We start from the raw sequence: 19,766 nt of genomic DNA, 5'->3' as shown, positions 1-19,766 counted from the left end.
GGCAAACTATTCTCCGACGAAGTCCATCTGAGTCGACCCAGCCTTATGTGGTCTGGTGTGGTGAACCACGATTCCCGTGATCATGACAGCGAAGCCGCATAGTGCAAGGTGACCATTAACTGAAGAATTGGTTACGTGATACACCACGTTGCCAGTGAAAGCATTATAGGTGCCGAACGGGTCTGCAATGGCATCGGTAAGCTGCTTTACGAGCGACGGCATACACACGCCAACTACCCCTGCAATTGCGACAAGAGTACCCCAGAAAATGGCGCCAAGTGCCGACTTTCGGATGTTCATCCACAACAAGGCAAGGGTGGCAAAGGCTCCAGTCAATTCAGCCAGGCCTAGCGTGTTCAGAGTAGCGGCGTCGCTCAATGCGCTGGTCTGGAGGCGCGCTGCCGAATCTTCGAGGAGATACCAGGCGACGGGCAGGAGAAGGAGGACGACGAAGAAGGAGCCGACGTGTGCCCATCCTCGGCTTTTCTTGGGTTCGAGTACAGAAGATGGTTGTGGTGTCGTTTCTGGATCAGCGTCTGCCGCGACAGGGAGAGTTTCAGGAGCGTGCCTCCACTCATCATGACGGGCTGGAGTGGATTCGAATTCCGAGGCAGTGAATGGAGATGTCTCCTCACTTTCAAACTCGCGTAGAGGAGCGAATTCCATATTGGCCGCTGAGATGACTGAAGTGCGAGTCACCGCATGGTCGTCTGCTGGAACATCGGCGTCGGAGAAATTGACAGGGTGAGCGTCACTGCTGCTGCTGTGTTCTTCCGTCATGTATTGAGGCTCATCATGAGTGGGAAGGTCATCATTGGCTGCATTATCCCAAGCGTGGCGTTCAAACTTGGAATGTGCCGGAAGTGGGGCGAGCGGCTCAGCAGGTGCTTCACCCGAGGTAGCTTTTTGGGAGGCGGGATTGGAAAAATGTAAATCACCGGCGGGTATTTCTTCCTCAAGCGGTTCGAGAAAGGTGTCCTCTGCGGGTGTGCCCTTTGTGGAGTTATAGGGGTCGGTTGGCGTGCTCACGTGTCCTCCTCAATGTCGACTCTTTCCCACGGTAACGGTGAGTTCGCCGGTTGTGGTGATGACGCGCCCGGCGAAGTGCACTCATGATGCAAAAGTGGGCGGTAACTGTTGTGGAAATTGCAGTTATCCACAGAATTTGTGTGATCGTAGCGCGCCGGGGACACAAGGCACAAGAGTGCGTACATGGACACAACATTGAATTGCGAATCGGCCGTCTACCACGGCCCAGCTGACAGAGTTTTTGATGAGTTAGGACGATTGGCCTCTCTCGTTGGAATTGATATAACGCGAACATCGGGTGCCGTGGGCGTGCTGAACTTTACGTGTGAGGGTGCGAGGGACGGACATGTTCTGGCCTATTTCCATGAAATGTTTGCGCCGTATTTTGCGCAGGGGCGGGTTGAACTCGATTTGCGCACCGATACTGCCGACATCCTCGAACTGATGGTGTCAGTGGGGGCAACATTGCGCGGCCATGTCATTGGGGTGTGCGCAAGCGCTGGTGGTGTGGGAACTACCAGTCTTGCAGCGATGATCGCGCGCGAATGTGGGGAAGGAACAGGATTGGTTGATGCAAACCCGGCCTCTGCGGGAATCGACTTGGTGTTGTCGATCCACGAGCAAGCAGGGACGCGCTGGGCCGATGTCGCTCGTAGCGGCGGCTTACTGGCGGGACGCCTTGTCGAATCTCTTCCTGTGTGGAACGGTGTCAGAGTTCTTTCCAGTGATGAGCGAGGAAGTTTTCCCACGGGTGATGTGGGGATCCGTGCAATTTCTGCAGTTGCACAGATTTGCCCTATCACCGTCGTCGATCTTGCGACAGCAGTGATGAGTGAAACTCGGAGCGTGCTCGACTGGTGTGATGCGGTGGTAATGGTGACACCGGCGTCGGAAGTCGGTGTAGCAGGGGCGAAAGTCGCATTGGAACGGATCGGACATAACGCCGTGCCGGTTGTAGCGACCAGTTCCGCAGGCAGACTCGCGCACATCGCGGGGGTTCTCGAACGTGAATGTTTTGGGCTGTCTCAGATGCGAAACTTCAGTGCCGACGTCGATCATGGGCTTTCCCCAGGAAGTCGCAAGCGCTCGTCGGTAGCAAAGGATGTGGCACAGATTGTTCGCTACCTTAAAGGAAAAAGAGGATGAAACTTTCTCCCACGCAAATGGATTCTATTCGCCGGCGCCTTGCGGCCGGTATGTCGATGAGCCATGCACTATGTGAAGTCAGTGCGCGCTCTACCGATGAGTTAGCAGGCCTCGACATCGCTGTCAGGCATCAAATTGAAGGCGCTGGTGAAACAATCGGGCCTCTTCTTGAGGATCCAGATGTCACTGATGTTGTCGTCAATGGGCCTGGCGCGTTGTGGGTGGATCGGGGAAAGGGGATGGAAAAAGTTTCGTGCACTGATCCTCAGCTTGCGAATGAAGAAGGGGTGCGGGCGCTCGCGGTTCGGCTTGCTGCAGGCTGTGGTCAGCGTTTGGATGATGCCTCACCAATTGTTGACGGGACTTTTGCTTCGGGAGTGCGTCTTCATGCGTTAGTGCCGCCGTTGGCTGCTGAGGGTACTCTGATTTCTCTGCGAACGCACCGCACTCGAAAATTGACGTTGGATGAGCTGGTTGCCAACGGATCTGTTCCCGCGGGATTTGCGGTGATTGCGCGAGCTGCTGTTGCGGCGAAGGCAAATGCGATGATCTCTGGTGCGACAGGAGCGGGAAAGACAACATTTTTGAATGCGATTCTCCAGCTCATTCCTCCCAATGAACGAATTTTGGTGATTGAAGAGTCTGCCGAACTAGCACCGGCCCATCCACATGTTGTCCACCTTCAAGTCCGTCGAGCCAATGTGCAAGGAGTTGGCGAAGTGAGCATGAGTGATTTAGTGCGGGCAGCGATGCGAATGCGTCCTGACCGCATTATTTTGGGGGAATGTCGTGGTGGCGAGGTTCGTGATGTGCTTGGTGCGCTCAATACTGGGCACGAAGGTGGCTGGGCTACGATTCATGCCAATTCTGCGGTAGATGTGCCATCCCGTTTGACTGCGCTCGGCGCGCTTGCCCGGATGGATGAGGCAACCGTTGCTGCTCAAGCTGCTTCTGCGCTGGACGCTGTTATTCACGTGAAAAGGCAGGGGAGCCGGCGCTTCTTGGCGCAAATTGCTGTTCTTGAGCGTGTGCATTCAGAGCTGGTGGCTCGGGAAGCTTTCTGTGTTGAGATGGGTGGGGGTGGATCGGGTGAGAAGAGAAGAGTCACTGGTGAGCGAGTGATCGCTGGTTCTGGAGCAGGCAAGCTTTGCGAACGTCTGGGAATTACTGTGGCTGACGTATGTGGGGCTGGACAATGATGTGGATGTTGTGGGGAGCTCTGTTACTCGGCGTCGTCTGGGTGAGCGTGCCTCCGGTTCGATCTACTCGGACGAATGATGCAGCGCGTGAGACACGACCGCAGCGGCATGTCTTTCTTTTTCCTCGGAGAGAGCGAAAGACACATGAGCTTGATATGGGCATGTTGATGACACAGGTCGCCACCCGATTGCGTTCGGGCGCCACAATCGAACACGCGTGGGCGAGTGCCCTGGAAAGTGTCGGGTTGGGTCAGTTATCCCGTTTTCCTGCGGGTGCAGATGGCAGTTCTTTATCCCGACTGCGGTGGAAACCTCGCCTATGGCGTGGAAAGAATCGCGGCAGCGCCGACGTTGGACATTCTGTGTTGAGCATGACTCGAACTCGTGCGACAGCTGCGCTTGATGACGACGGTATACCAGTGGTGCTGATGGAGCTGTGGAACGCTGGGGCGATTCAACGGCGGAAGTTGGGGGTGAGCGCGATCGTTGAGGCCACACTGCCTGCAACGTTCGCTGTGTGCCGGATGGGCAACGCTACGGGTGCTCCGATGGCCGAGATTCTGGAAACCTGTGCCGACGGAATTACTGAGACAGGGGAAGCGAAGTCTGCCCGCGACGTTGCCCTTGCAGGGCCGATTACGAGCGCTCGAATGTTGGCAGCGTTGCCGATATTTGGCATCTTTCTTGCCTCAATGCTTGGCATTAGCGTGATCGAGTTTGCACATACAACTGTTGGGAAAGCCGTGTTGGGTGCAGGAGTGTTTTTCGAGCTTGCTGGTATTTGGACGGTCGTTCGGATGGTGAAGAATGCTCAGGAGAAAGAGGTAGTGGAATGATATGGGTGTTGTTAGTCCTGGCAACGAGCGCCTGGTGGGTGCCGACGGGAAGACAGCGGGTACGTTCGACCCGACCTCTCGGGGTGGTTGATCCCAGTGTTGTGCTGGATCTGGCGATCGCAGCTCTGAGCGTTGGTGTCTCTATTCCTTCTTGCTTGAGGGCTGTTGATCATGCGCTTGCCTCGGGGCGCGATGTTCGTGAGGAACGAAGGTTTCATCGGAAAAGACATCTGGGATTGTGGAAAGTAAATTCCGAACCTCGCCGTGATACGTCGCTGAGTGAAGTAGCAGGCAGACTCGTGATGGGAGCGAGTTGGTCCGAGGCGTGGGAAGGGAGTTGGGAAGGCTTTCGCAGGCTACGTGACGCACTTGCACCGGCCTGGATTGATGGTGCTGCTCCCGTCCCACTGCTACAGAGATCTGCTCAAACTTTGCGAGTGACGCGGGCGCGTCGAGCAAAAGAGGCTGCCGCAAAACTGGGGAGTCAACTTGTGCTACCGCTTGGTCTGTGTTTTCTTCCGGCATTTATCTGCCTTGGAGTGGTACCAGTGGTTGTTTCTTTTGCTCAGAAGGTGCTGTGAGATCAGAGGGTTTATCCACAGTGGAGCTTGGTGTTATTTTCTTCCACAATTTAGAAACTAATGCGATTTATTGATGTCAAAATGAATCAAAATATATGTGTCGCAAGAAAAAGTGAGAAGAACTCATTCATATTGCGTCAGATACGAGAAAAATTCCTCCCTATCGGAGGCTGGAATCCCTGACACAGGGGAAGAAAAGGACACGACAATGATGAAGAATCTCTGGGCAAAGTTCGCTGGCCGTAAAGTGGAAGATGGAATGGTTTCAGCAGAGTATGCCGTGGGCACGGTGGCGACAACATCTGCGGCTGGAGTCTTAATTTGGATCTTCCAACAGGACTGGTTCAAGGAGTTAATTGCTTCGCTCTTTAAGACTCTCTTCTCCTCATTTATCTGAGAGACGGGCGGGGAGAGGAACTGTGCACCTCTCCCCGCCATTGTTCTCCCTCGGAGTGATATTAGAGCCGATTGGAATGCCATCTATGTGGCTCTGATAAGAAACAATCGCAATGGAGTGTGGAAGGTCAAGGGGATTGAAGAATGAACTCAAGCGTTCTAATTCCGTCTGTGCTGTGGGGTGGTCTGCCAAGGACACGGCATGTTCATGTAAAACGGGAACGAGGCATGGTCACTGCGGAATTCGCAATCATTGTGCCTGCAGTTATTTTGGTTGTGCTTCTTCTCATCTCGTGCGTCGTGGGGGCTCAAGGAGTGAGCACAACTGATAACGCGGCGAGAGAAGTGAGCCGCGCGCTCTCACTTGGAGCGAATGAGTCCGAGGCGATGGCAATCGCCCGTCGAGTAGCTGGCGAACAAGCTCAGGTGATGATTGGGCATTCGGGGCAGTTGCTCAGCGTTAGTGTCAGTGCACCGGCGCGTGGAATCCTGTCATATTTTGGGATGACGTTTACGGCTAACCACCGAGTAGTCCTTGAACCAGGAGTAAACGGCATTTCTTCCGGAACCATTACGCAACAAGGAGAGAAATAAAATGCCGGTGGCAATTGGCTCAATTACTGCATTAGTGACAATTTTTGCCATTCTCTTAGGCGCGATGAACCTCAACGCTCAGGTGACAAGAATGCGTAATGCCGCGGATTTGGCAGCGATTTCAGCTGCACAGATACTCCACAATTCCGCAAGTGCGAGTGCAGCATGTGCATGGGTCGATGAGCAGATGAAAGATTACGACACGCGATGTGTCATTGAAGGCGATGTTGTCAGTGTCCAATCGCAACTGCCGTCTGGATGGGCAAGGCTCACTGGAACTCTGAAAACAGAAGCGGTGGCCGGGCCGGATGATGCTGCTGCGCAGGGGTCGACATCACGATGATTCATGGCAACACAACGGTAGATTGCGGAATGGCCGTCTGCCTCTCATCCGATTATGCAGGAGCCGAATGAGATTGCTGCAGAGCAGTGGTCGCCAGTTCCAGAATCCGCAGTGCTCCAGCCTTCGATAAGGGTGAATTATTGTTTCCACATTTTGGTGACTGGACACATCGTGGACAGCCATCCTCACATGGGCATGACTCCAGTGTCTGTCGGGTGGCTTCCAACCAGTCGATTCCTGCCGCATAACCTCGCTCAGCTGCTCCTGCTCCGCCTGCCATCGCGTCGTGGACAATCACTGTGGGGTGGCCAGTTGAGCTGTGAAGGGTCGTTGAAAGTCCTCCAAGATCCCAACGATCACATGTTGCAAAAAGGGGAAGCAATCCGATCATTGTGTGTTCTGCTCCGTGAAGAGCTCCGGCTAAGTCGCTGGCAGCAATGCCATATTTGTGCGTGGAACCTTCCGTCATCGTTAACCAACACCCAGTTGTTTCAAACTGATGAAGTGGCATTTGGAGGGGAACCATTCCTTGATACATTCCGTCTTTCACTCTGCGAATGTCATAGCCAACGACTCGTTTGGTGACAACGACTTTTCCGTAATTCCAAGTCACAGCACCTGCATTCGTGGTCTCCAGCGTCTGAAGAATCTCGACATGGGTTTCTTCCCGAGGGTAGGTACGTAGTTCATCTTCACGGTGAAGATGAACTAAAGCGACATCTGATTCGAGACTTTCCACCTGATACGGGACGCCTTGGTGGAGATAAATTGCCCCTGGGTGAACTGTGGATTCGGCTCGTCCCTCGTCAACGGTGCCGAGAAGGGCACCGGACTCAGAATCGATAATCGACACAGTGGTTCCTCCACCTCGCATATCGACGAGCCCATGTGCTGACATGCGTGTGGCAGGGTTCCAAAACCAGCCAGTGGGTCGGCGGACAAGCAGCTCCTCGTCACAAAGAGAGGCGAAAAGGGATGAATCAGGAAGCGAAAAAATTTCCGCATCTACCTCTGTCAACGGCAGCTCTGCTGCAGCTGCACACACATGTGAAGGGAGGATCCACGGGTTTGTTGGATCAAAAACATTTGTTTCAGCTGGAGTCGACGAAAGAGAATCAGGATGTGAGAGGACATACTGGTCAAGCGGATTATCACGACCGATAAACACGGCGAGTCCATTCTTTCCCGCTCTTCCTGCCCGTCCTATCTGCTGCTGGAATGATGCATGAGTGCCCGGCCATCCCGTCACGATGACAGCATCGAGCCCGGCAACATCGATACCAAGTTCAAGCGCCGATGTTGTGGCCAGTGCTCGAAGATTTCCTGATCGTAGTTTCTTTTCGAGATCACGTCGTTCCTCAGGGAGATAACCGCCTCGATAAGCAGCAACACTTCCTTCAAGGTGGGGTGCGTGATGCGCGAGTGCCTCCTGTGTGACTTCGGCGACTCTCTCTGCTGCCGGGCGTGATCGGACGAACGTCAAGATATTTGCTCCGCTTGCCACTAAGCGGGCAGTGAGTTCACCTGCTTCTGTGTTTGCGGATCGACGTTTGACATCGGTCAGTTCCCCATCACGAGATGGGACGATTGTGTGGTTCTTCGCGTCCTCATCTCTCAAAGGTGCCGTCTGTAATGTAACGATCTGCCGTGCACCTTGCGGCGAACCGTCGTCGGTCACAGAAATGACAGGACCAAAAGTTTCGCCAAGGAATCGCTGCGCACTCTCAGCAGGATTAGCGCATGTTGCGGAGAGAAAAATGACTTTCGGATGTGCTCCGTAGTGGCGAGCCAGACGCAAGAGTCTGCGAACTACCAGAGCGACGTTTGAACCGAATGTTCCACGATAAGAGTGGAACTCATCAATAATGACGAAACTGAGACCGCGCCAAAGGCGACTCCATCGTTGGGCGGAACCGAGAAGCGAGTGATTAAGAAAGTCAGGGTTGGTCAAGACAATATCGGCGTAGTCACGTGCCCACCTACGGGTCGAAGCGTCTGCGTCACCATCAACTGTTGCAATACCGATCTGGGGGTTCACAGAATTCGCGAGAGCACGCAATGAGTGCTCTTGATCTGCACTGAGCGCTTTGGTCGGAGATAAGTACAGAGCAGTGGGATGTCGTTTGAGGTGACGAAGTGAAGAATGGGCATCGCGATTCTCTTCAATTGCGCTCAAGGTTGGCACCCATGCTGCCAACGATTTTCCGCTTCCGGTGCCCGTTGCCAGAACTACGTGGTGTCCTTCGTGAAGAAGATTGGAAGTATGCGCCTGGTGAACCCAGGGTTGAGGAAGTTGGGCAGCGAATAGCGCCTCAAGCACTGAAGGCGCAATCCACTCACCCCACTCACCAAAACGAGCGGAGCGTGCGCGAACCTGTGTGATTCCGGTGATCTGATCCGCCCCGTGTGCGCGAACGACATCAAGCAAAGTAGCCACCGAATAAGTGTGCACCGAAAATGGTGTTCAGGGTAGGTTCTCCATCACGGATGGCCATTTTTCTTTGCTCATCAGTCTTGCTCGGAGATGGACTCTCATCTCACAAGGTTGACATGTCACAATGAATGTCATGACCACTTCTTTGCCGTTTGACCCAGCTGACCTTGCTCCCTACACATTGCCCGCCATGAAGAAACGTATTCCGGCGTCGGCGCTCGCGGCTCTACAACGCGACATGCCTATCCCAGCGTCGGTAGCGCTTGAAGGGAAAACTGATCCTGCCTCTCTTCTGATTCGTTTTTTCTTGCTCGGAGAGGCTCTCACAGACGAGGAACTGTCTATTGCGTTACCGTCGTTGACGGATCGTTCAGCTTTACTCACGACTGCTCCTGTACACCACGGGGAGAAATTATCCGCTGTACAAGATGACGCAAACAAAGTGCGTTATACCTGCCCTTTTCAAATCACGGCTTATGAGGTGGGTCCGAGAAAAACTGCTTATTTTGCTCACGATTGTGGCGCGCTTGCCGGTAAACGTCTGGAAGCGAATCATGTGATGGGTATCGGTGGTGCAACGCGCACACTAGCGTCGCTGGCAGATTACCCAGCGGGCGGGCGTGTGCTTGACATTGGCACCGGATGTGGTTTTCATGCGATTTTAGCTGCACTTTCCGGAGCAGATGTGGTGGGAACCGATATTTCCACACGCGCACTCGACTTTGCACGTTTCAATGCGATTCTCAACGGCGTCAGGGTCGATTGGCGCGAAGGGTCGTTATTTGAACCGGTGCTGGGTGAGAAGTTTGATGTTGTGGTGTCAAATCCCCCGTTCGTTATCACGCCTGCGGCTGTGCGTGACCTTCTGGGGGAGATGGAATATCGTGACGGGTCACTGGCAGGCGATTCGGTAGTTGAAACCGTCGTGCGCGGGATTAGTCAGCATATGACACCTAGCGGACGTGGATATCTCTTGGCTAATTGGGAAATCTCCCAAGGTCAGGCGTGGCATGTTCGTCCTGAGTCATGGGCAGCGGCGTGCGATTCACTGATTGTTCAGCGAGACGTGATAGATCCTGAACAGTACGTGGAGACATGGATACGCGACGGCGGATTGCGGGTTGGTTCACCAGATTTTTCTGCTGCCTACCGGGCATGGCTCAGAGACTTCCACAATCGGAGTATTGAAGCGATTGGCTTTGGATATGTCCTTTTAGGCGCCCAGGAATCACCGGAGAATGAGCCGGTGCACGTTCATGTTGAGCTTCGCGGGGGAGCTCCGGCGAACCCACGTCAGTACATGGAGCGTGTGTGGAATCAGCGTGCTCTCGCAGCACGTGACGATTTCCCCTCAGATGCGTATTTCATGGCAGTCGATGTTGCTGAGCACCGGTTTTATTCGCCGGGAGCGGAAGACCCTTGGCTGATGAAATTCACTCAAACGGATGCGTTCGGTGAAGAAATTCTTGCTGGTACGGAGCTTGCGGGGTTCATTTCAGTGTGTGATGGTGAACTGTCTGCAGGCCAGATTATCGCTGCTCTTGGAGAGCTTCTTGGGCAAGATGCACAACAGATTAAAGAAAAAATTGCATCGGATGTGACACGGATGATTCGACTGGGAATGCTCGTGGAGCATAAATAATCCACAGGCTCTTTTCGGACACCATATACTCACAACCCGACGCGCCCAGTTTGCACGCGGTGGGGCAGATGTGAGTACGATTCGGGGGAAGCCGAAGCACAGTTCGGTTTATCCATGCACCCTGAGTCGGGCAAGAAAGAAGGAATGTCAGTGACGAAACTGGTGATCGTCGAGTCTCCTGCCAAGGCGAAGACAATCGGCAAGTACCTCGGAAGTGATTACGACGTCGAAGCGTCGGTCGGGCATATCCGCGATCTCCCGCAACCTTCAGCTTTACCCGCAGATATGAAAAAGGGCCCCTACGGGAAATTTGCAGTTAATGTTGAGGGCGATTTCGATCCGTATTACGTGGTCAATCCGGATAAGAAAAAGAAAGTCACCGAACTCAAAGCAAAGCTCAAGCAAGCTGATGCCCTCTATCTCGCGACGGACGAGGATCGAGAAGGTGAAGCGATTGCATGGCACCTTCTGGAGGTTTTGAAGCCGAAAGTTCCAGTCAAGCGCATGGTCTTTCATGAAATTACGAAAGAAGCGATCCAGCGTGCTCTTGATAACACACGTGAACTCGATACTCAGCTCGTTGATGCGCAAGAGTCTCGCCGTATTCTTGATCGGTTAGTGGGGTACGAAGTATCACCGCTCTTGTGGCGCAAAGTAGCTCCTTCGCTGTCGGCAGGGCGCGTGCAATCGGTGACAACCCGTTTGGTTGTTGAACGCGAACGCGAACGTATGGCGTTTGTTCCAGCTTCATATTGGGATGTGACAGCCGCTTTAGCGAAAGAGAATGAGGAATTTGAGGCGAAGCTTTCGTTGATCGACGGCGCGCGTGTGGCGTCCGGAAAAGATTTCGATGATGCCGGTCAGCTCGTCGCGAAGTCCGCGAAAGCAGGCGTACGAATCTTGACTGCTCAGGAAGCACAGGATATTGCTGCGGCTCTCCAAGCCGGACAGGCGAAGGTTTTGAGCGTCGAAACGAAGCCCTACAAGCGGCGTCCCGCCGCTCCATTTACGACGTCGACTCTCCAGCAGGAAGCATCGCGTAAGCTGCGATTGAGCTCGCGTGACACCATGCGAATTGCACAGTCGCTCTACGAAAACGGATTCATTACGTACATGCGTACGGATTCGGTGAACCTCTCGAGTGAAGCGATTCATGCGGCGCGTGCTCAGATCGGTGAACTTTATGGTCAAGCATCGTTGCCGTCTGAACCGCGCTACTACGCGTCCAAGTCCAAGGGTGCCCAAGAGGCGCACGAAGCTATTCGTCCATCGGGTGATTCTTTCCGGATGCCATCTGAAGTTGCTGGGCAACTTCAGGGGCGTGAATACGACCTCTACGAGTTGATCTGGAAGCGTACAGTTGCCTCGCAGATGGAAGATGCCAAGGGTTCAACGGCTTCAATCAAGATTGAGGCTCCATTGTCTGGGGCTGCAGGTGCTCAAAGTGCCACGCTGAGTGCTTCAGGAACGATTATTACTTTCCCGGGGTTCATGTCAGCGTACGAAGAGGGCGCGGACGCTAAACGCTATGAGGATAAGGCGCAGAGCCGCCTGCCGGAACTGACACAGGGTGACATACTTGAGGAGCGTTCAGCGTCGGCGGCTGGACACGAAACCACTCCACCTCCGCGATACACCGAAGCATCCTTGGTGAAGACTCTGGAAGAAAAAGGCATTGGGCGTCCGTCCACTTATGCGTCAACAATTTCAACGATTATTGACCGTGGTTATGTCTCACGTAAAGGTCAGGCCCTCGTCCCGACATGGACAGCTTTCTCGGTTATTCGCCTGCTAGAAGAGAATCTTCCGACTCTCGTTGACTATGATTTCACGGCTGAGATGGAAGAAGATCTAGACAAAATTGCCACGGGGCATGAAGATCGCGTGGCCTATCTCAGCGGTTTCTACAAGGGTGGCGACGGTAGGGTCGGACTGCATGAACAGGTGGATTCTCTGGGTGAAATTGATGCTCGAGCAGTCAATACCATTGAGATCGGTGAGGGCATTTCCGTCCGCGTAGGCCGCTATGGGCCTTACCTTGAGCAGATAGATGAGACCACAGGTGAGCTCAAGCGCGCCAATGTTCCTGACGATGTTTCTCCCGATGAACTCAATCTTGACAAGGCGAAGGAACTAATTGAGGTTGCGCTCCAAGGAGATCGTAGCCTCGGTAAGGATCCGAACACCGGGTATGAGATAGTGGTCAAGGACGGACGTTTCGGTCCGTACGTTTCGGAGATCCTTCCTGACGACGCCGTCCAACTAACGCCAACTGGCAAGGTCTCGAAAGTCAAGCCCAAGCCGCGTACAGCATCCCTGTTTGCATCAATGCATCCTGAGACTGTTTCCCTGGACGAGGCAGTGAAATTGCTGAGTTTGCCACGTCAGGTCGGTGAATCTCAGGGTGAGATGATCGAGGCGACAAATGGCCGCTATGGGCCATACATGAAGCGGGGATCGGATTCGCGCTCACTTGAGAGCGAAGAGCAGATCTTCACCATCACTCTTGACGAGGCTGAGAAGATTTTTGCTGAGCCGAAGAAGCGAGGCGCGCGCACTGCGAAGCCGCCGTTAGCTGAGTTCGGGCCGGATCCAGTCAGTGGAAAGAACATTGTTCTCAAAGATGGGCGCTTCGGGCCATATGTCACTGACGGGGAAACGAATGCCTCAGTTCCACGTGCGGACGATATCAACCAGCTCACAGCTGAGCGTGCTCAAGAGCTTCTCGTCGCTCGCCGTCTGAAAATTGCTGAGCAAGGCGGTCCGAAGGCTCGAAATAAGACGAAGAAGACCGCGGCCGGTACGGGAAAGAAGAAGGCTACTGCAAAGAAGAGCACGGCAAAAAAGGCAACAACGAAAGCGTCACAAGAGAAATAGTGAGCTGGGCACCGTCAGTCGATGACCTGTCGCCGACGTTCACCGTCGCGTAAGGTAGTTCAGTAAGACAATTCGTAGAGCGCCATAGTGCGGGCGTGAAAAGAAAGGCAACGATGGGACTTTTTATCACGTTCGAAGGTGGTGATGGTTCGGGGAAATCCACCCAGATCCTCGCCGTGAAGGAAGCTCTCAAGGCGCGCGGTTTGCCCGTTGTGACTTCGCGAGAGCCTGGTGGGACTCAACTTGGTTCCGAAATTCGTCGTCTTCTCCTCGCTGAGGGAGAAGTGGTGTCAAAAGCCGAAGCTTTACTGTATGCCGCTGACCGCGCCCAAAACATTGCTCTGCGTGTGCGCCCAGCACTCGAAAAAGGTGCCATCGTTCTCCAAGATCGTTTCATCGATTCATCCGTGGCTTACCAAGGAGCTGCGCGGTCGCTTGGTGCTGACGAAATCAGAAAACTCTCGGTGTGGGCAACTGATGGTCTGACCCCGAACCTGACACTGTTGTTCGATGTCCCCGTCGATGTTGGTGCCGCTCGGGTTGGTCGGCAGAAAGATCGGTTTGAAGCCGAAGGCCGTGACTTCCATGAATCTGTGCGTTCCTCCTACTTGCACATGGCTCAGATGGAACCTGAGCGTTTTGTCGTTATTGATGCCAGCGCCCCGATTGCTGATGTGACTGCGGCAGCGCTCAGCGCGATTGATGCTCTCTTGGACGAACACCGATGAGCGTTTTTGACTCCTTGGTCGGACAAGAATCTGCTATCTCGGTGCTCAAGGCAGCAGCCGACGTCGGCAGGTCGATAGCTCGTGGAAAATCGATGGCAACGTCGTCAGCGATGAGCCACGCGTGGCTCTTTACTGGGCCACCCGGATCAGGACGTTCTCTTGCTGCGCGTACTCTCGCCGCTGCGCTACTGTGTACTGGACCAGAACCTGGATGTGGAGAGTGCCCCGGATGCCATGCAGCTATGGCAGATAACCATCCGGATTTGACTACCGTCTCGACGGATCTCGTCACTATTTCTGCCGACGAAGTGCGTGAGTATGTTGCAAGTGCTTTTGTGGCGCCCTCGCAGGGGTACTACCGAATTATTTTGATTGAAGACGCTGATCGCATGGTCGAGCGAACCACAAATGTTCTCTTGAAAGCCATTGAAGAGCCAGGCGAGCATACTGTGTGGATGCTCTGTACTGCGGCTCCAGGTGATGTGCTGCCAACAATTCGTTCGCGCTGTCGTGGTGTCAGCCTTGTCACGCCGTCGGCGCAGGAAGTGGCGAACCTTCTGATTCAGCGCGACGGTGTCGATCCTAAACGCGCGATTCTTGCGGCTCGCGCTTCACAGTCGCATGTTGGTGTGGCCAGGGCTTTGGCATTGAACGAGGATGGAGCCGCGGTTATCCGGCGGCATACGCTCGATGCGATTGTGTCGATCAAGGGCGTTGGTGATGCGGAAATGGCGGCGATTCGTTTGCTTGACGAAGATGCGATGCGAGGCGAAAAAACTGCCAAGGGAGGGGCGAAAGCTACCAAGGCAGCCAAAGATGCCCAAGCTGATGCGGCGAAACGTACGATTATGGAAGCATACGGCCTAGATGCGGATTCGAAAGTTCCGCCGTCGATGCGCGGTGAAATTAAAGCAGCCCTTGATTCGCAGAAGAAGCGCGCGATTCGTTCTCAACGTGATCTCCTTGATCGTGAACTCATCTATGCGATCGGGCTCTATCGCGACGTTCTTGTCACCCAACTGGGCTCTGATGTGGATCTCATTAATCAGGACTACATTGAGGCGATCTCTGAGCTTGCGGGGAAACTGACGGCTTTACAGGTTCTGGGCAAGATTGAGAAACTGAACGTGGCACGCGAACGTCTTTCGGCCAACGTAGCTCCGCAATTGGCAATGGAAGCGGCAATGATGGGTCTGCGGATCTAAGAGCATGTCTGTATCGAGGTGACACCTCCGATTAGTGTGGAAGGGGTGGTGCGTCTTTTCCACAGTTAGCTTTGTTGCACGCCCTTTTCACATCATTTTCAGATGTGCATGGATTTCAGTCGATGTCCGGTAGGGTGGAGCACATGAAGGTGAAAAAAATTCTCGCCGCGATGAGCATCGCTGCTTTAGCTTCCTGTTCGGCCTCGCCTGGACAGCAGTCGTCTACGTCTCACACCCCGAATCACACCATTGCCTCCACAACTGAAATTCCAGCTGGTCTTGAAAAGTTCTATGGGCAAAAGATCTCATGGGTTCCGTGTAAAGACAAAGACTTCATGTGCTCCACGATGGAAGCGCCGATGGACTACTCACACCCTGATGGGAAGACTGTCACGATTCCGTTGGAAAAAGCCGTCGGAAAGAACTCGCATGGAAATGTGCTCTTTGTTAATCCCGGAGGGCCAGGTGGATCAGCTACTGAGCTGGTGGAATCCTCATCGCTGCAATTCCCTGATAAACTCACGAAGGCGTATGACATCGTTGCAGTCGAACCGCGTGGTGTCGGAAAGTCGATGCCAGTGAAGTGCCTGGATGACAAACAGTTGTTGGAATTTATAACAACCACCTATCCGCACACCCCAGATGGGCAAAAGCGTCAAAATGAGGCTGTGAAGAAATTTGTCGACGCATGTGTGGCGAACACTGGCGAAGCAATCAAGTTTGTCGGTACGCGCGAAGCTGCGCAGGATCTTGATCTTGCTCGCCACCTTCTTGGTTCCGACAAGATGAACTTCCTCGGCTACTCGTACGGAACACAACTTGGTGGTACATATGCTGAACTTTTCCCGAAGAATGTTCGTCGCATGGTTCTCGATGGAGCTGTGGATCCGACTATCAGCGGATTTGATAATTATCTTGCCCAGCTGAAGGGCTTTGAAATTGCAACGAATAACTATCTTGATTGGTGCTTGACCCAAGAAGGTTGTCCTTTTACTGGTAATCGTGACCAGGCACGCCAAAAAATCATTGATCTGTTCAAGAAAACTGAACACAAACCGATTCCGACGGATCATGAACTTTTAACACAGGCAGCTTTGACGATCGGTTATATCACCCCTCTGTACTCCGATGAGAGCTGGCCCTACCTCAACAAGGCATTTGAGGAAGTTTTTAAACAGAATAAAGGCACCTTGTTTGACGCATTCTTCCGAGCTTATGCCGGTATCGATGACAAAGGGCATTTCATTAATAATATGATGGTGGCCAATACAGCGATCAGCTGTGCCGATTCTGTTCTCAGTGGTGATGAAGCCAAGTGGGCCAAACAGTCGGAGATTGCTGCGAAAGAAGCTCCGATTCTTGGGCCACTGATGCCATATTCGGAATACCAGTGCCAAGTCATGCCGAAGTCGGGTCTGGACGTGGTCGAGAACTTTAAGGCCAAGGGATCGGCACCAATCGTTGTTGTCGGGACTTCAGGCGATCCTGCTACTCCATATGAATGGGCACAAAAGTTTGCTAAAGGGCTTGATAACGGTGTGCTTGTAACTTTTGAAGGCGAAGGTCACACGGCTTATCCGCGCGGCGGCAAGTGCATCGAAAACACAATTAACGATTATCTCCTTGATGGGAAAGTCCCACAGGACGGAAAACGTTGCGCGGCATGAATCACAAGCGGATGTGGGGCGTGCATTTGAAATGACTGCCTCACATCCGCTACATTGATCAAGTTGCAGTGCAACGCCACCTTAGCTCAGTCGGCAGAGCGATTCACTCGTAATGAATAGGTCGTGGGTTCGATTCCCACAGGTGGCTCGGATAAAGCCCGAAGTTGGTCTTGGACTCCTTAGAGTCTGAGGCCATTTTCTTTTGCTCAATCTCCACCGTATCTTCTGGAAGAAGATCCGTAATTGAGACGTTGAGAAATGCTGCGGTTTTCACGAGGTCTGAGACTGACCATGCAGTTTTTCCTGCGATTTTGCGCGAGACGGTTGCGGAGCGAATTTGTAGCATTTCAGCAATGTCTTGCTGATTCTTTCCTCGCCGGTGCATCCAAAGGCACACTTGTTCACCGACCCGCGTATCTGGTTGGACGGTAAGAGCGTGGTCATTACTTAAAACTGTCATGCCACCATTGTTGCAAAACGATACATCTAATGTAGAAAGCGTGGTTGTTGTGGGAGCCGAACTCCTAACTACTAGAGAAGTGGTAGAGATTATGCGCGTTTCTCCCACCACTGTGACTCGGTGGGTGGCGACGGGCAAAGTCTCGGCTATTACGCTGCCCGGTGGGCAACTGCGTTTTCCTTCCTCTCAGATTCATCAGCTCCTTGAGCCGATGTCCACGTCCGCGGATTCTCCTAATGAGGGGTGAGGTGTGATGATCGTGCACAGTGTGGATGGAAATTTTTTAGGACGACATCGTCAGTGATACTCAACGTGGAGAGGGGAGTCCAATGAGTATTGAGAAGCATGGCCAGATAATGGCCAACGGTAGTGTTGCGTGTCAGGCTAGTGGCACTAGAGGAAAAGGGCAGTGAAGTATCTACACGACGTCGCCGTCATCTGGTTTGGGGCATTGTTGCGGCGGGTGTTGCTCTTGGGCTTGGCGCGGGCGGGTGGATGTATTACTCGTCCGTACAGGCGAAGGCTCTTGATGATGCCCGTGTTGCTTACACGGCGCAGGCTGGTGCGATGGACAAAGCCAAGATCACCTTCGATACCGCGCTGGAGAAAGCAAAAGCGGATGCGAAGGATTGTGCCAGCCAGGTGGTGGATACGAAAGTGTGTGACACTCTGGCGGGCGCATTGACGGATGCGGGCGCACTGACGGCAGTTTCACATTTTGCGAAGCAAGACGCGAGTGTGGCGGATTATGAGGCGGCAGCGAAAACCGCTTCCGAGACAAGGAGTGAACTCGCGCAGGCTGTTTTGCGTCTTGATGATGCCCGCGGCGCTGTTGAAGCCTCACACGAAGTATGGGTGAAAACCCAGTCTGAAGCCAAAGCAAAAGCGGATGCGAAGGCGAAAGCAGATGCTGAAACACAAGCAGCAGCAAGCAAGCCGCAAGTCTCGTCGCAGGCTGCGCCGGCTGGGCAGCAGTACACGACCCCGAAGCGTAGTGGTACGCAGGCGGCGACGAAGTCTGGGACGTAGCAGCGTTCAACCCCCTCAGTGAAGCGAGCAACTCGCCAGGCACCCGTGCCGAAGAAGACCACGGCTTCCAAGAAGTCGGGGTCGGTTTCACGTGAGGAAGCAATCAAGCGTTCCTACACGGCCAAGCCGGGGGACAAGCTCGGTGGTGGCTGGATCGATACCAGCACTGGCGGCAACTTTTGCCAATGGGGTGACACCTCGGGCAAGGACTTCAAGATGGGCGAGTGTCCGTGACCTTGCGGGTACCTGTCAGAACTTGGAAAGGAGACTATCCACGCATTAGTTGAAGCGGTGGTGAACCGTGCTGGAACACGGTTCACCACCCAGGTCGAAAGTCCTAGTGATTTTTCGATTTAGGTATTCGGAAAACGACGAACACGCCTCGCGTGTTCGGCCTTTTTCGCGCCCCTCCCCAGTCGGGGAGGGGCGCGCAATGCGCGAAGCACAGACGAAAATGTGAGCGTGTCAGCGTCGAAAACGCGCGTCACATTGAACGTATAGCACCACGCTGAACGGTCTGTTATACTATGTGTATAACGATGAGTCGAGCGTTGAAAAGAGAGGCGTCATGCGAATACGGATTCACTCAAACGCACTCAAACACGGTCTGACACATGATCAGATTATGCGCGCTTACGAGACAGGTAACCACGCGCGATTTGGGCGAAAACGAGATGAAAAGAGTGACCCACCACGGTGGGCGATGATCGGATACGACAACCAGGCTCGCGCGATTGAAATTGTTTTTGTCGTGGAAAATCACCACAGTGTTCTGATCTTTCACGCAAATTATTTGACAAAAGGATTCCGAAAGGAGCTCTCACAATGACCACATATCAGGCAAGTACCGGCGAAATATTCACCGATGACGACATTGCCCGCTGGGCAAACGACGCCGAAAACGGCTTCCCGGGTTACGAGTTTGAAACAGTGCAGGGACGACCATGGGAAGCACACACGGAACCGATGATCACGAAAGGGATTCGGGTTCCGGCGAGCTTATGGGCGAAACTGGAACGCGAAGCGCAAGCAAAAGGGATGACCACTTCGGCACTCGCACGCGAAAAACTCCGCGCCTAAAACACTCCACATGGTAGTGGCGCGCGCTGTGCGCGCGTGATGGAGAAGTATGGTGTGGGGTATCATTGCGGCGGAGATTCATCGCCGGTGGCACTCACTTCAAGGAGACAAAACCATGGCTAGCCGCCGCGAAATTAACAAAGTCGCTGATCAACTCTTCGCCGACGAGATCGCGAAACTCGACCGGAAAAAAGACGTCATGCGACGTCTCATCGAACTCATCGAACAGGTCAAACCACTACATGTTGAGATCGTGAAACTGCGTGACGAACTCGAACAATTCGGAATGTCAAAGACCAAAATCGTTCACGCTCTCACCCCGAACCCACTGATCGCAAAACTCCTCAAAACAAAAATCGCACCCGAACCAGCACCGAACACCACGCCCGCACCAGTCACGGTGCCACCCCAACACGAGGAACACCCGGGCGATAATCACGACTGGCAAGGATAAAGAAGCGGGGGGGGGCGGCGGCAAAAAGGGGGGGGCCGCGGGGGAGTGGGGGGGGGGTTGAGGGGG

20 protein-coding genes and 1 tRNA gene are annotated in these 19,766 nt (G+C 53.7%); 18 read left to right on the top strand and 3 right to left on the bottom strand.

Annotated elements, in window-relative coordinates; genetic code table 11:
* Positions 1–6 precede the first annotated feature (6 nt).
* Positions 7–1,029, bottom strand: coding sequence for a hypothetical protein (locus tag ACTOVJ_RS00105; RefSeq protein WP_449504293.1), 1,023 nt, complete (start codon positions 1,027–1,029; stop codon positions 7–9).
* Positions 1,030–1,212: 183 nt separating this feature from the next.
* On the opposite strand from ACTOVJ_RS00105, the gene ACTOVJ_RS00100 reads away from it, so the two are divergent.
* The 7 genes from ACTOVJ_RS00100 (at position 1,213) to ACTOVJ_RS00070 (ending at position 6,124) form a co-directional block, all read left to right on the top strand.
* Positions 1,213–2,175, top strand: coding sequence for a CpaE-like family protein (locus tag ACTOVJ_RS00100; RefSeq protein WP_449502017.1), 963 nt, complete (start codon positions 1,213–1,215; stop codon positions 2,173–2,175).
* Positions 2,172–3,374, top strand: coding sequence for a TadA family conjugal transfer-associated ATPase (locus tag ACTOVJ_RS00095; RefSeq protein ID WP_449502016.1), 1,203 nt, complete (start codon positions 2,172–2,174; stop codon positions 3,372–3,374). The genes ACTOVJ_RS00100 and ACTOVJ_RS00095 overlap by 4 nt, the downstream gene beginning before the upstream one ends.
* On the top strand, positions 3,371–4,210 hold the full coding sequence (locus tag ACTOVJ_RS00090; protein WP_449504294.1) for a type II secretion system F family protein: 840 nt from the start codon (positions 3,371–3,373) through the stop codon (positions 4,208–4,210). Before ACTOVJ_RS00095 ends, ACTOVJ_RS00090 begins: the two co-directional genes overlap by 4 nt.
* Positions 4,207–4,791 carry a type II secretion system F family protein gene (locus ACTOVJ_RS00085; protein ID WP_449502014.1) on the top strand — a complete coding sequence of 195 codons (585 nt, stop codon included), beginning with the start codon at positions 4,207–4,209 and terminating at the stop codon, positions 4,789–4,791. Before ACTOVJ_RS00090 ends, ACTOVJ_RS00085 begins: the two co-directional genes overlap by 4 nt.
* A gap of 208 nt (positions 4,792–4,999) precedes the next feature.
* Positions 5,000–5,188 (top strand): DUF4244 domain-containing protein, encoded by a 189-nt coding sequence (locus ACTOVJ_RS00080; protein ID WP_449502013.1) that lies wholly within the window; start codon positions 5,000–5,002, stop codon positions 5,186–5,188.
* Between the two features lie 143 nt (positions 5,189–5,331).
* Complete coding sequence (locus tag ACTOVJ_RS00075) at positions 5,332–5,781, top strand: TadE/TadG family type IV pilus assembly protein (RefSeq protein WP_449504581.1); 450 nt, start codon at positions 5,332–5,334, stop codon at positions 5,779–5,781.
* Between the two features lies 1 nt (position 5,782).
* The gene (locus ACTOVJ_RS00070) at positions 5,783–6,124 is read left to right on the top strand and encodes a hypothetical protein (RefSeq protein ID WP_449503221.1); all 342 of its coding nucleotides are present in this window, start codon (positions 5,783–5,785) and stop codon (positions 6,122–6,124) included.
* 52 nt (positions 6,125–6,176) lie between these two features.
* On the opposite strand, the gene ACTOVJ_RS00065 is transcribed toward ACTOVJ_RS00070, so the two are convergent.
* Entirely contained in the window at positions 6,177–8,561 is a 2,385-nt protein-coding gene (locus tag ACTOVJ_RS00065; RefSeq protein WP_449504295.1) for a DEAD/DEAH box helicase, read from the bottom strand.
* Positions 8,562–8,691: 130 nt separating this feature from the next.
* On the opposite strand from ACTOVJ_RS00065, the gene ACTOVJ_RS00060 reads away from it, so the two are divergent.
* The 6 genes from ACTOVJ_RS00060 to ACTOVJ_RS00035 all read left to right on the top strand — a co-directional run bounded on the left by ACTOVJ_RS00060 (position 8,692) and on the right by ACTOVJ_RS00035 (position 16,825).
* Positions 8,692–10,200, top strand: coding sequence for a methyltransferase (locus ACTOVJ_RS00060; RefSeq protein ID WP_449504296.1), 1,509 nt, complete (start codon positions 8,692–8,694; stop codon positions 10,198–10,200).
* Positions 10,201–10,344: 144 nt separating this feature from the next.
* Positions 10,345–13,077 (top strand): type I DNA topoisomerase, encoded by a 2,733-nt coding sequence (gene topA, locus ACTOVJ_RS00055; protein WP_449504297.1) that lies wholly within the window; start codon positions 10,345–10,347, stop codon positions 13,075–13,077.
* Positions 13,078–13,190: 113 nt separating this feature from the next.
* On the top strand, positions 13,191–13,805 hold the full coding sequence (gene tmk, locus ACTOVJ_RS00050; protein WP_449502008.1) for a dTMP kinase: 615 nt from the start codon (positions 13,191–13,193) through the stop codon (positions 13,803–13,805).
* Positions 13,802–15,010 (top strand): DNA polymerase III subunit delta', encoded by a 1,209-nt coding sequence (locus ACTOVJ_RS00045; RefSeq protein ID WP_449504298.1) that lies wholly within the window; start codon positions 13,802–13,804, stop codon positions 15,008–15,010. The genes tmk and ACTOVJ_RS00045 overlap by 4 nt, the downstream gene beginning before the upstream one ends.
* A 143-nt stretch (positions 15,011–15,153) precedes the next feature.
* On the top strand, positions 15,154–16,677 hold the full coding sequence (locus ACTOVJ_RS00040) for an alpha/beta hydrolase (RefSeq protein ID WP_449503226.1): 1,524 nt from the start codon (positions 15,154–15,156) through the stop codon (positions 16,675–16,677).
* 75 nt (positions 16,678–16,752) lie between these two features.
* Positions 16,753–16,825: transfer RNA gene (locus tag ACTOVJ_RS00035), tRNA-Thr, on the top strand.
* Here ACTOVJ_RS00035 and ACTOVJ_RS00030 read toward each other — a convergent pair.
* Positions 16,781–17,062, bottom strand: a complete 282-nt coding sequence (locus ACTOVJ_RS00030) for a helix-turn-helix domain-containing protein (RefSeq protein ID WP_449502051.1) — start codon at positions 17,060–17,062, stop codon at positions 16,781–16,783. The genes ACTOVJ_RS00035 and ACTOVJ_RS00030 overlap by 45 nt on opposite strands.
* A 73-nt stretch (positions 17,063–17,135) precedes the next feature.
* On the opposite strand from ACTOVJ_RS00030, the gene ACTOVJ_RS00025 reads away from it, so the two are divergent.
* From ACTOVJ_RS00025 to ACTOVJ_RS00005, 5 genes are all read left to right on the top strand, one after another.
* A complete protein-coding gene (locus ACTOVJ_RS00025) occupies positions 17,136–17,384 on the top strand; it encodes a MerR family transcriptional regulator (RefSeq protein ID WP_449504299.1) in 249 nt (82 codons plus the stop codon).
* Between the two features lie 140 nt (positions 17,385–17,524).
* On the top strand, positions 17,525–18,166 hold the full coding sequence (locus ACTOVJ_RS00020) for a hypothetical protein (RefSeq protein ID WP_449504300.1): 642 nt from the start codon (positions 17,525–17,527) through the stop codon (positions 18,164–18,166).
* Between the two features lie 18 nt (positions 18,167–18,184).
* Complete coding sequence (locus tag ACTOVJ_RS00015; protein ID WP_449504301.1) at positions 18,185–18,400, top strand: hypothetical protein; 216 nt, start codon at positions 18,185–18,187, stop codon at positions 18,398–18,400.
* Between the two features lie 591 nt (positions 18,401–18,991).
* On the top strand, positions 18,992–19,246 hold the full coding sequence (locus tag ACTOVJ_RS00010; protein WP_449502004.1) for a hypothetical protein: 255 nt from the start codon (positions 18,992–18,994) through the stop codon (positions 19,244–19,246).
* 115 nt (positions 19,247–19,361) lie between these two features.
* Complete coding sequence (locus ACTOVJ_RS00005) at positions 19,362–19,700, top strand: hypothetical protein (RefSeq protein WP_449504302.1); 339 nt, start codon at positions 19,362–19,364, stop codon at positions 19,698–19,700.
* The last annotated feature ends 66 nt before the right edge of the window (positions 19,701–19,766 follow it).

This window comes from Arcanobacterium sp. (ex Cirak et al. 2026) (assembly GCF_053585065.1).
This window is presented reverse-complemented; position numbering and strand designations above follow the sequence as displayed.

What these genes read in the sequence shown, in the direction of transcription:
- ACTOVJ_RS00045 (WP_449504298.1), top strand. Translation starts at nt 13,802, where the DNA reads ATGAGCGTTTTTGACTCCTTGGTCGGACAAGAATCTGCTATCTCGGTG.
- ACTOVJ_RS00085 (WP_449502014.1), top strand. Translation starts at nt 4,207, where the DNA reads ATGATATGGGTGTTGTTAGTCCTGGCAACGAGCGCCTGGTGGGTGCCG.
- tmk (WP_449502008.1), top strand. Translation starts at nt 13,191, where the DNA reads ATGGGACTTTTTATCACGTTCGAAGGTGGTGATGGTTCGGGGAAATCC.
- ACTOVJ_RS00090 (WP_449504294.1), top strand. Translation starts at nt 3,371, where the DNA reads ATGATGTGGATGTTGTGGGGAGCTCTGTTACTCGGCGTCGTCTGGGTG.
- ACTOVJ_RS00060 (WP_449504296.1), top strand. Translation starts at nt 8,692, where the DNA reads ATGACCACTTCTTTGCCGTTTGACCCAGCTGACCTTGCTCCCTACACA.
- ACTOVJ_RS00080 (WP_449502013.1), top strand. Translation starts at nt 5,000, where the DNA reads ATGATGAAGAATCTCTGGGCAAAGTTCGCTGGCCGTAAAGTGGAAGAT.
- ACTOVJ_RS00030 (WP_449502051.1), bottom strand. Translation starts at nt 17,062, where the DNA reads ATGCACCGGCGAGGAAAGAATCAGCAAGACATTGCTGAAATGCTACAA.
- ACTOVJ_RS00075 (WP_449504581.1), top strand. Translation starts at nt 5,332, where the DNA reads ATGAACTCAAGCGTTCTAATTCCGTCTGTGCTGTGGGGTGGTCTGCCA.
- ACTOVJ_RS00025 (WP_449504299.1), top strand. Translation starts at nt 17,136, where the DNA reads ATGCCACCATTGTTGCAAAACGATACATCTAATGTAGAAAGCGTGGTT.
- ACTOVJ_RS00095 (WP_449502016.1), top strand. Translation starts at nt 2,172, where the DNA reads ATGAAACTTTCTCCCACGCAAATGGATTCTATTCGCCGGCGCCTTGCG.
- ACTOVJ_RS00010 (WP_449502004.1), top strand. Translation starts at nt 18,992, where the DNA reads ATGACCACATATCAGGCAAGTACCGGCGAAATATTCACCGATGACGAC.
- ACTOVJ_RS00100 (WP_449502017.1), top strand. Translation starts at nt 1,213, where the DNA reads ATGGACACAACATTGAATTGCGAATCGGCCGTCTACCACGGCCCAGCT.
- ACTOVJ_RS00005 (WP_449504302.1), top strand. Translation starts at nt 19,362, where the DNA reads ATGGCTAGCCGCCGCGAAATTAACAAAGTCGCTGATCAACTCTTCGCC.
- topA (WP_449504297.1), top strand. Translation starts at nt 10,345, where the DNA reads ATGTCAGTGACGAAACTGGTGATCGTCGAGTCTCCTGCCAAGGCGAAG.
- ACTOVJ_RS00070 (WP_449503221.1), top strand. Translation starts at nt 5,783, where the DNA reads ATGCCGGTGGCAATTGGCTCAATTACTGCATTAGTGACAATTTTTGCC.
- ACTOVJ_RS00040 (WP_449503226.1), top strand. Translation starts at nt 15,154, where the DNA reads ATGAAGGTGAAAAAAATTCTCGCCGCGATGAGCATCGCTGCTTTAGCT.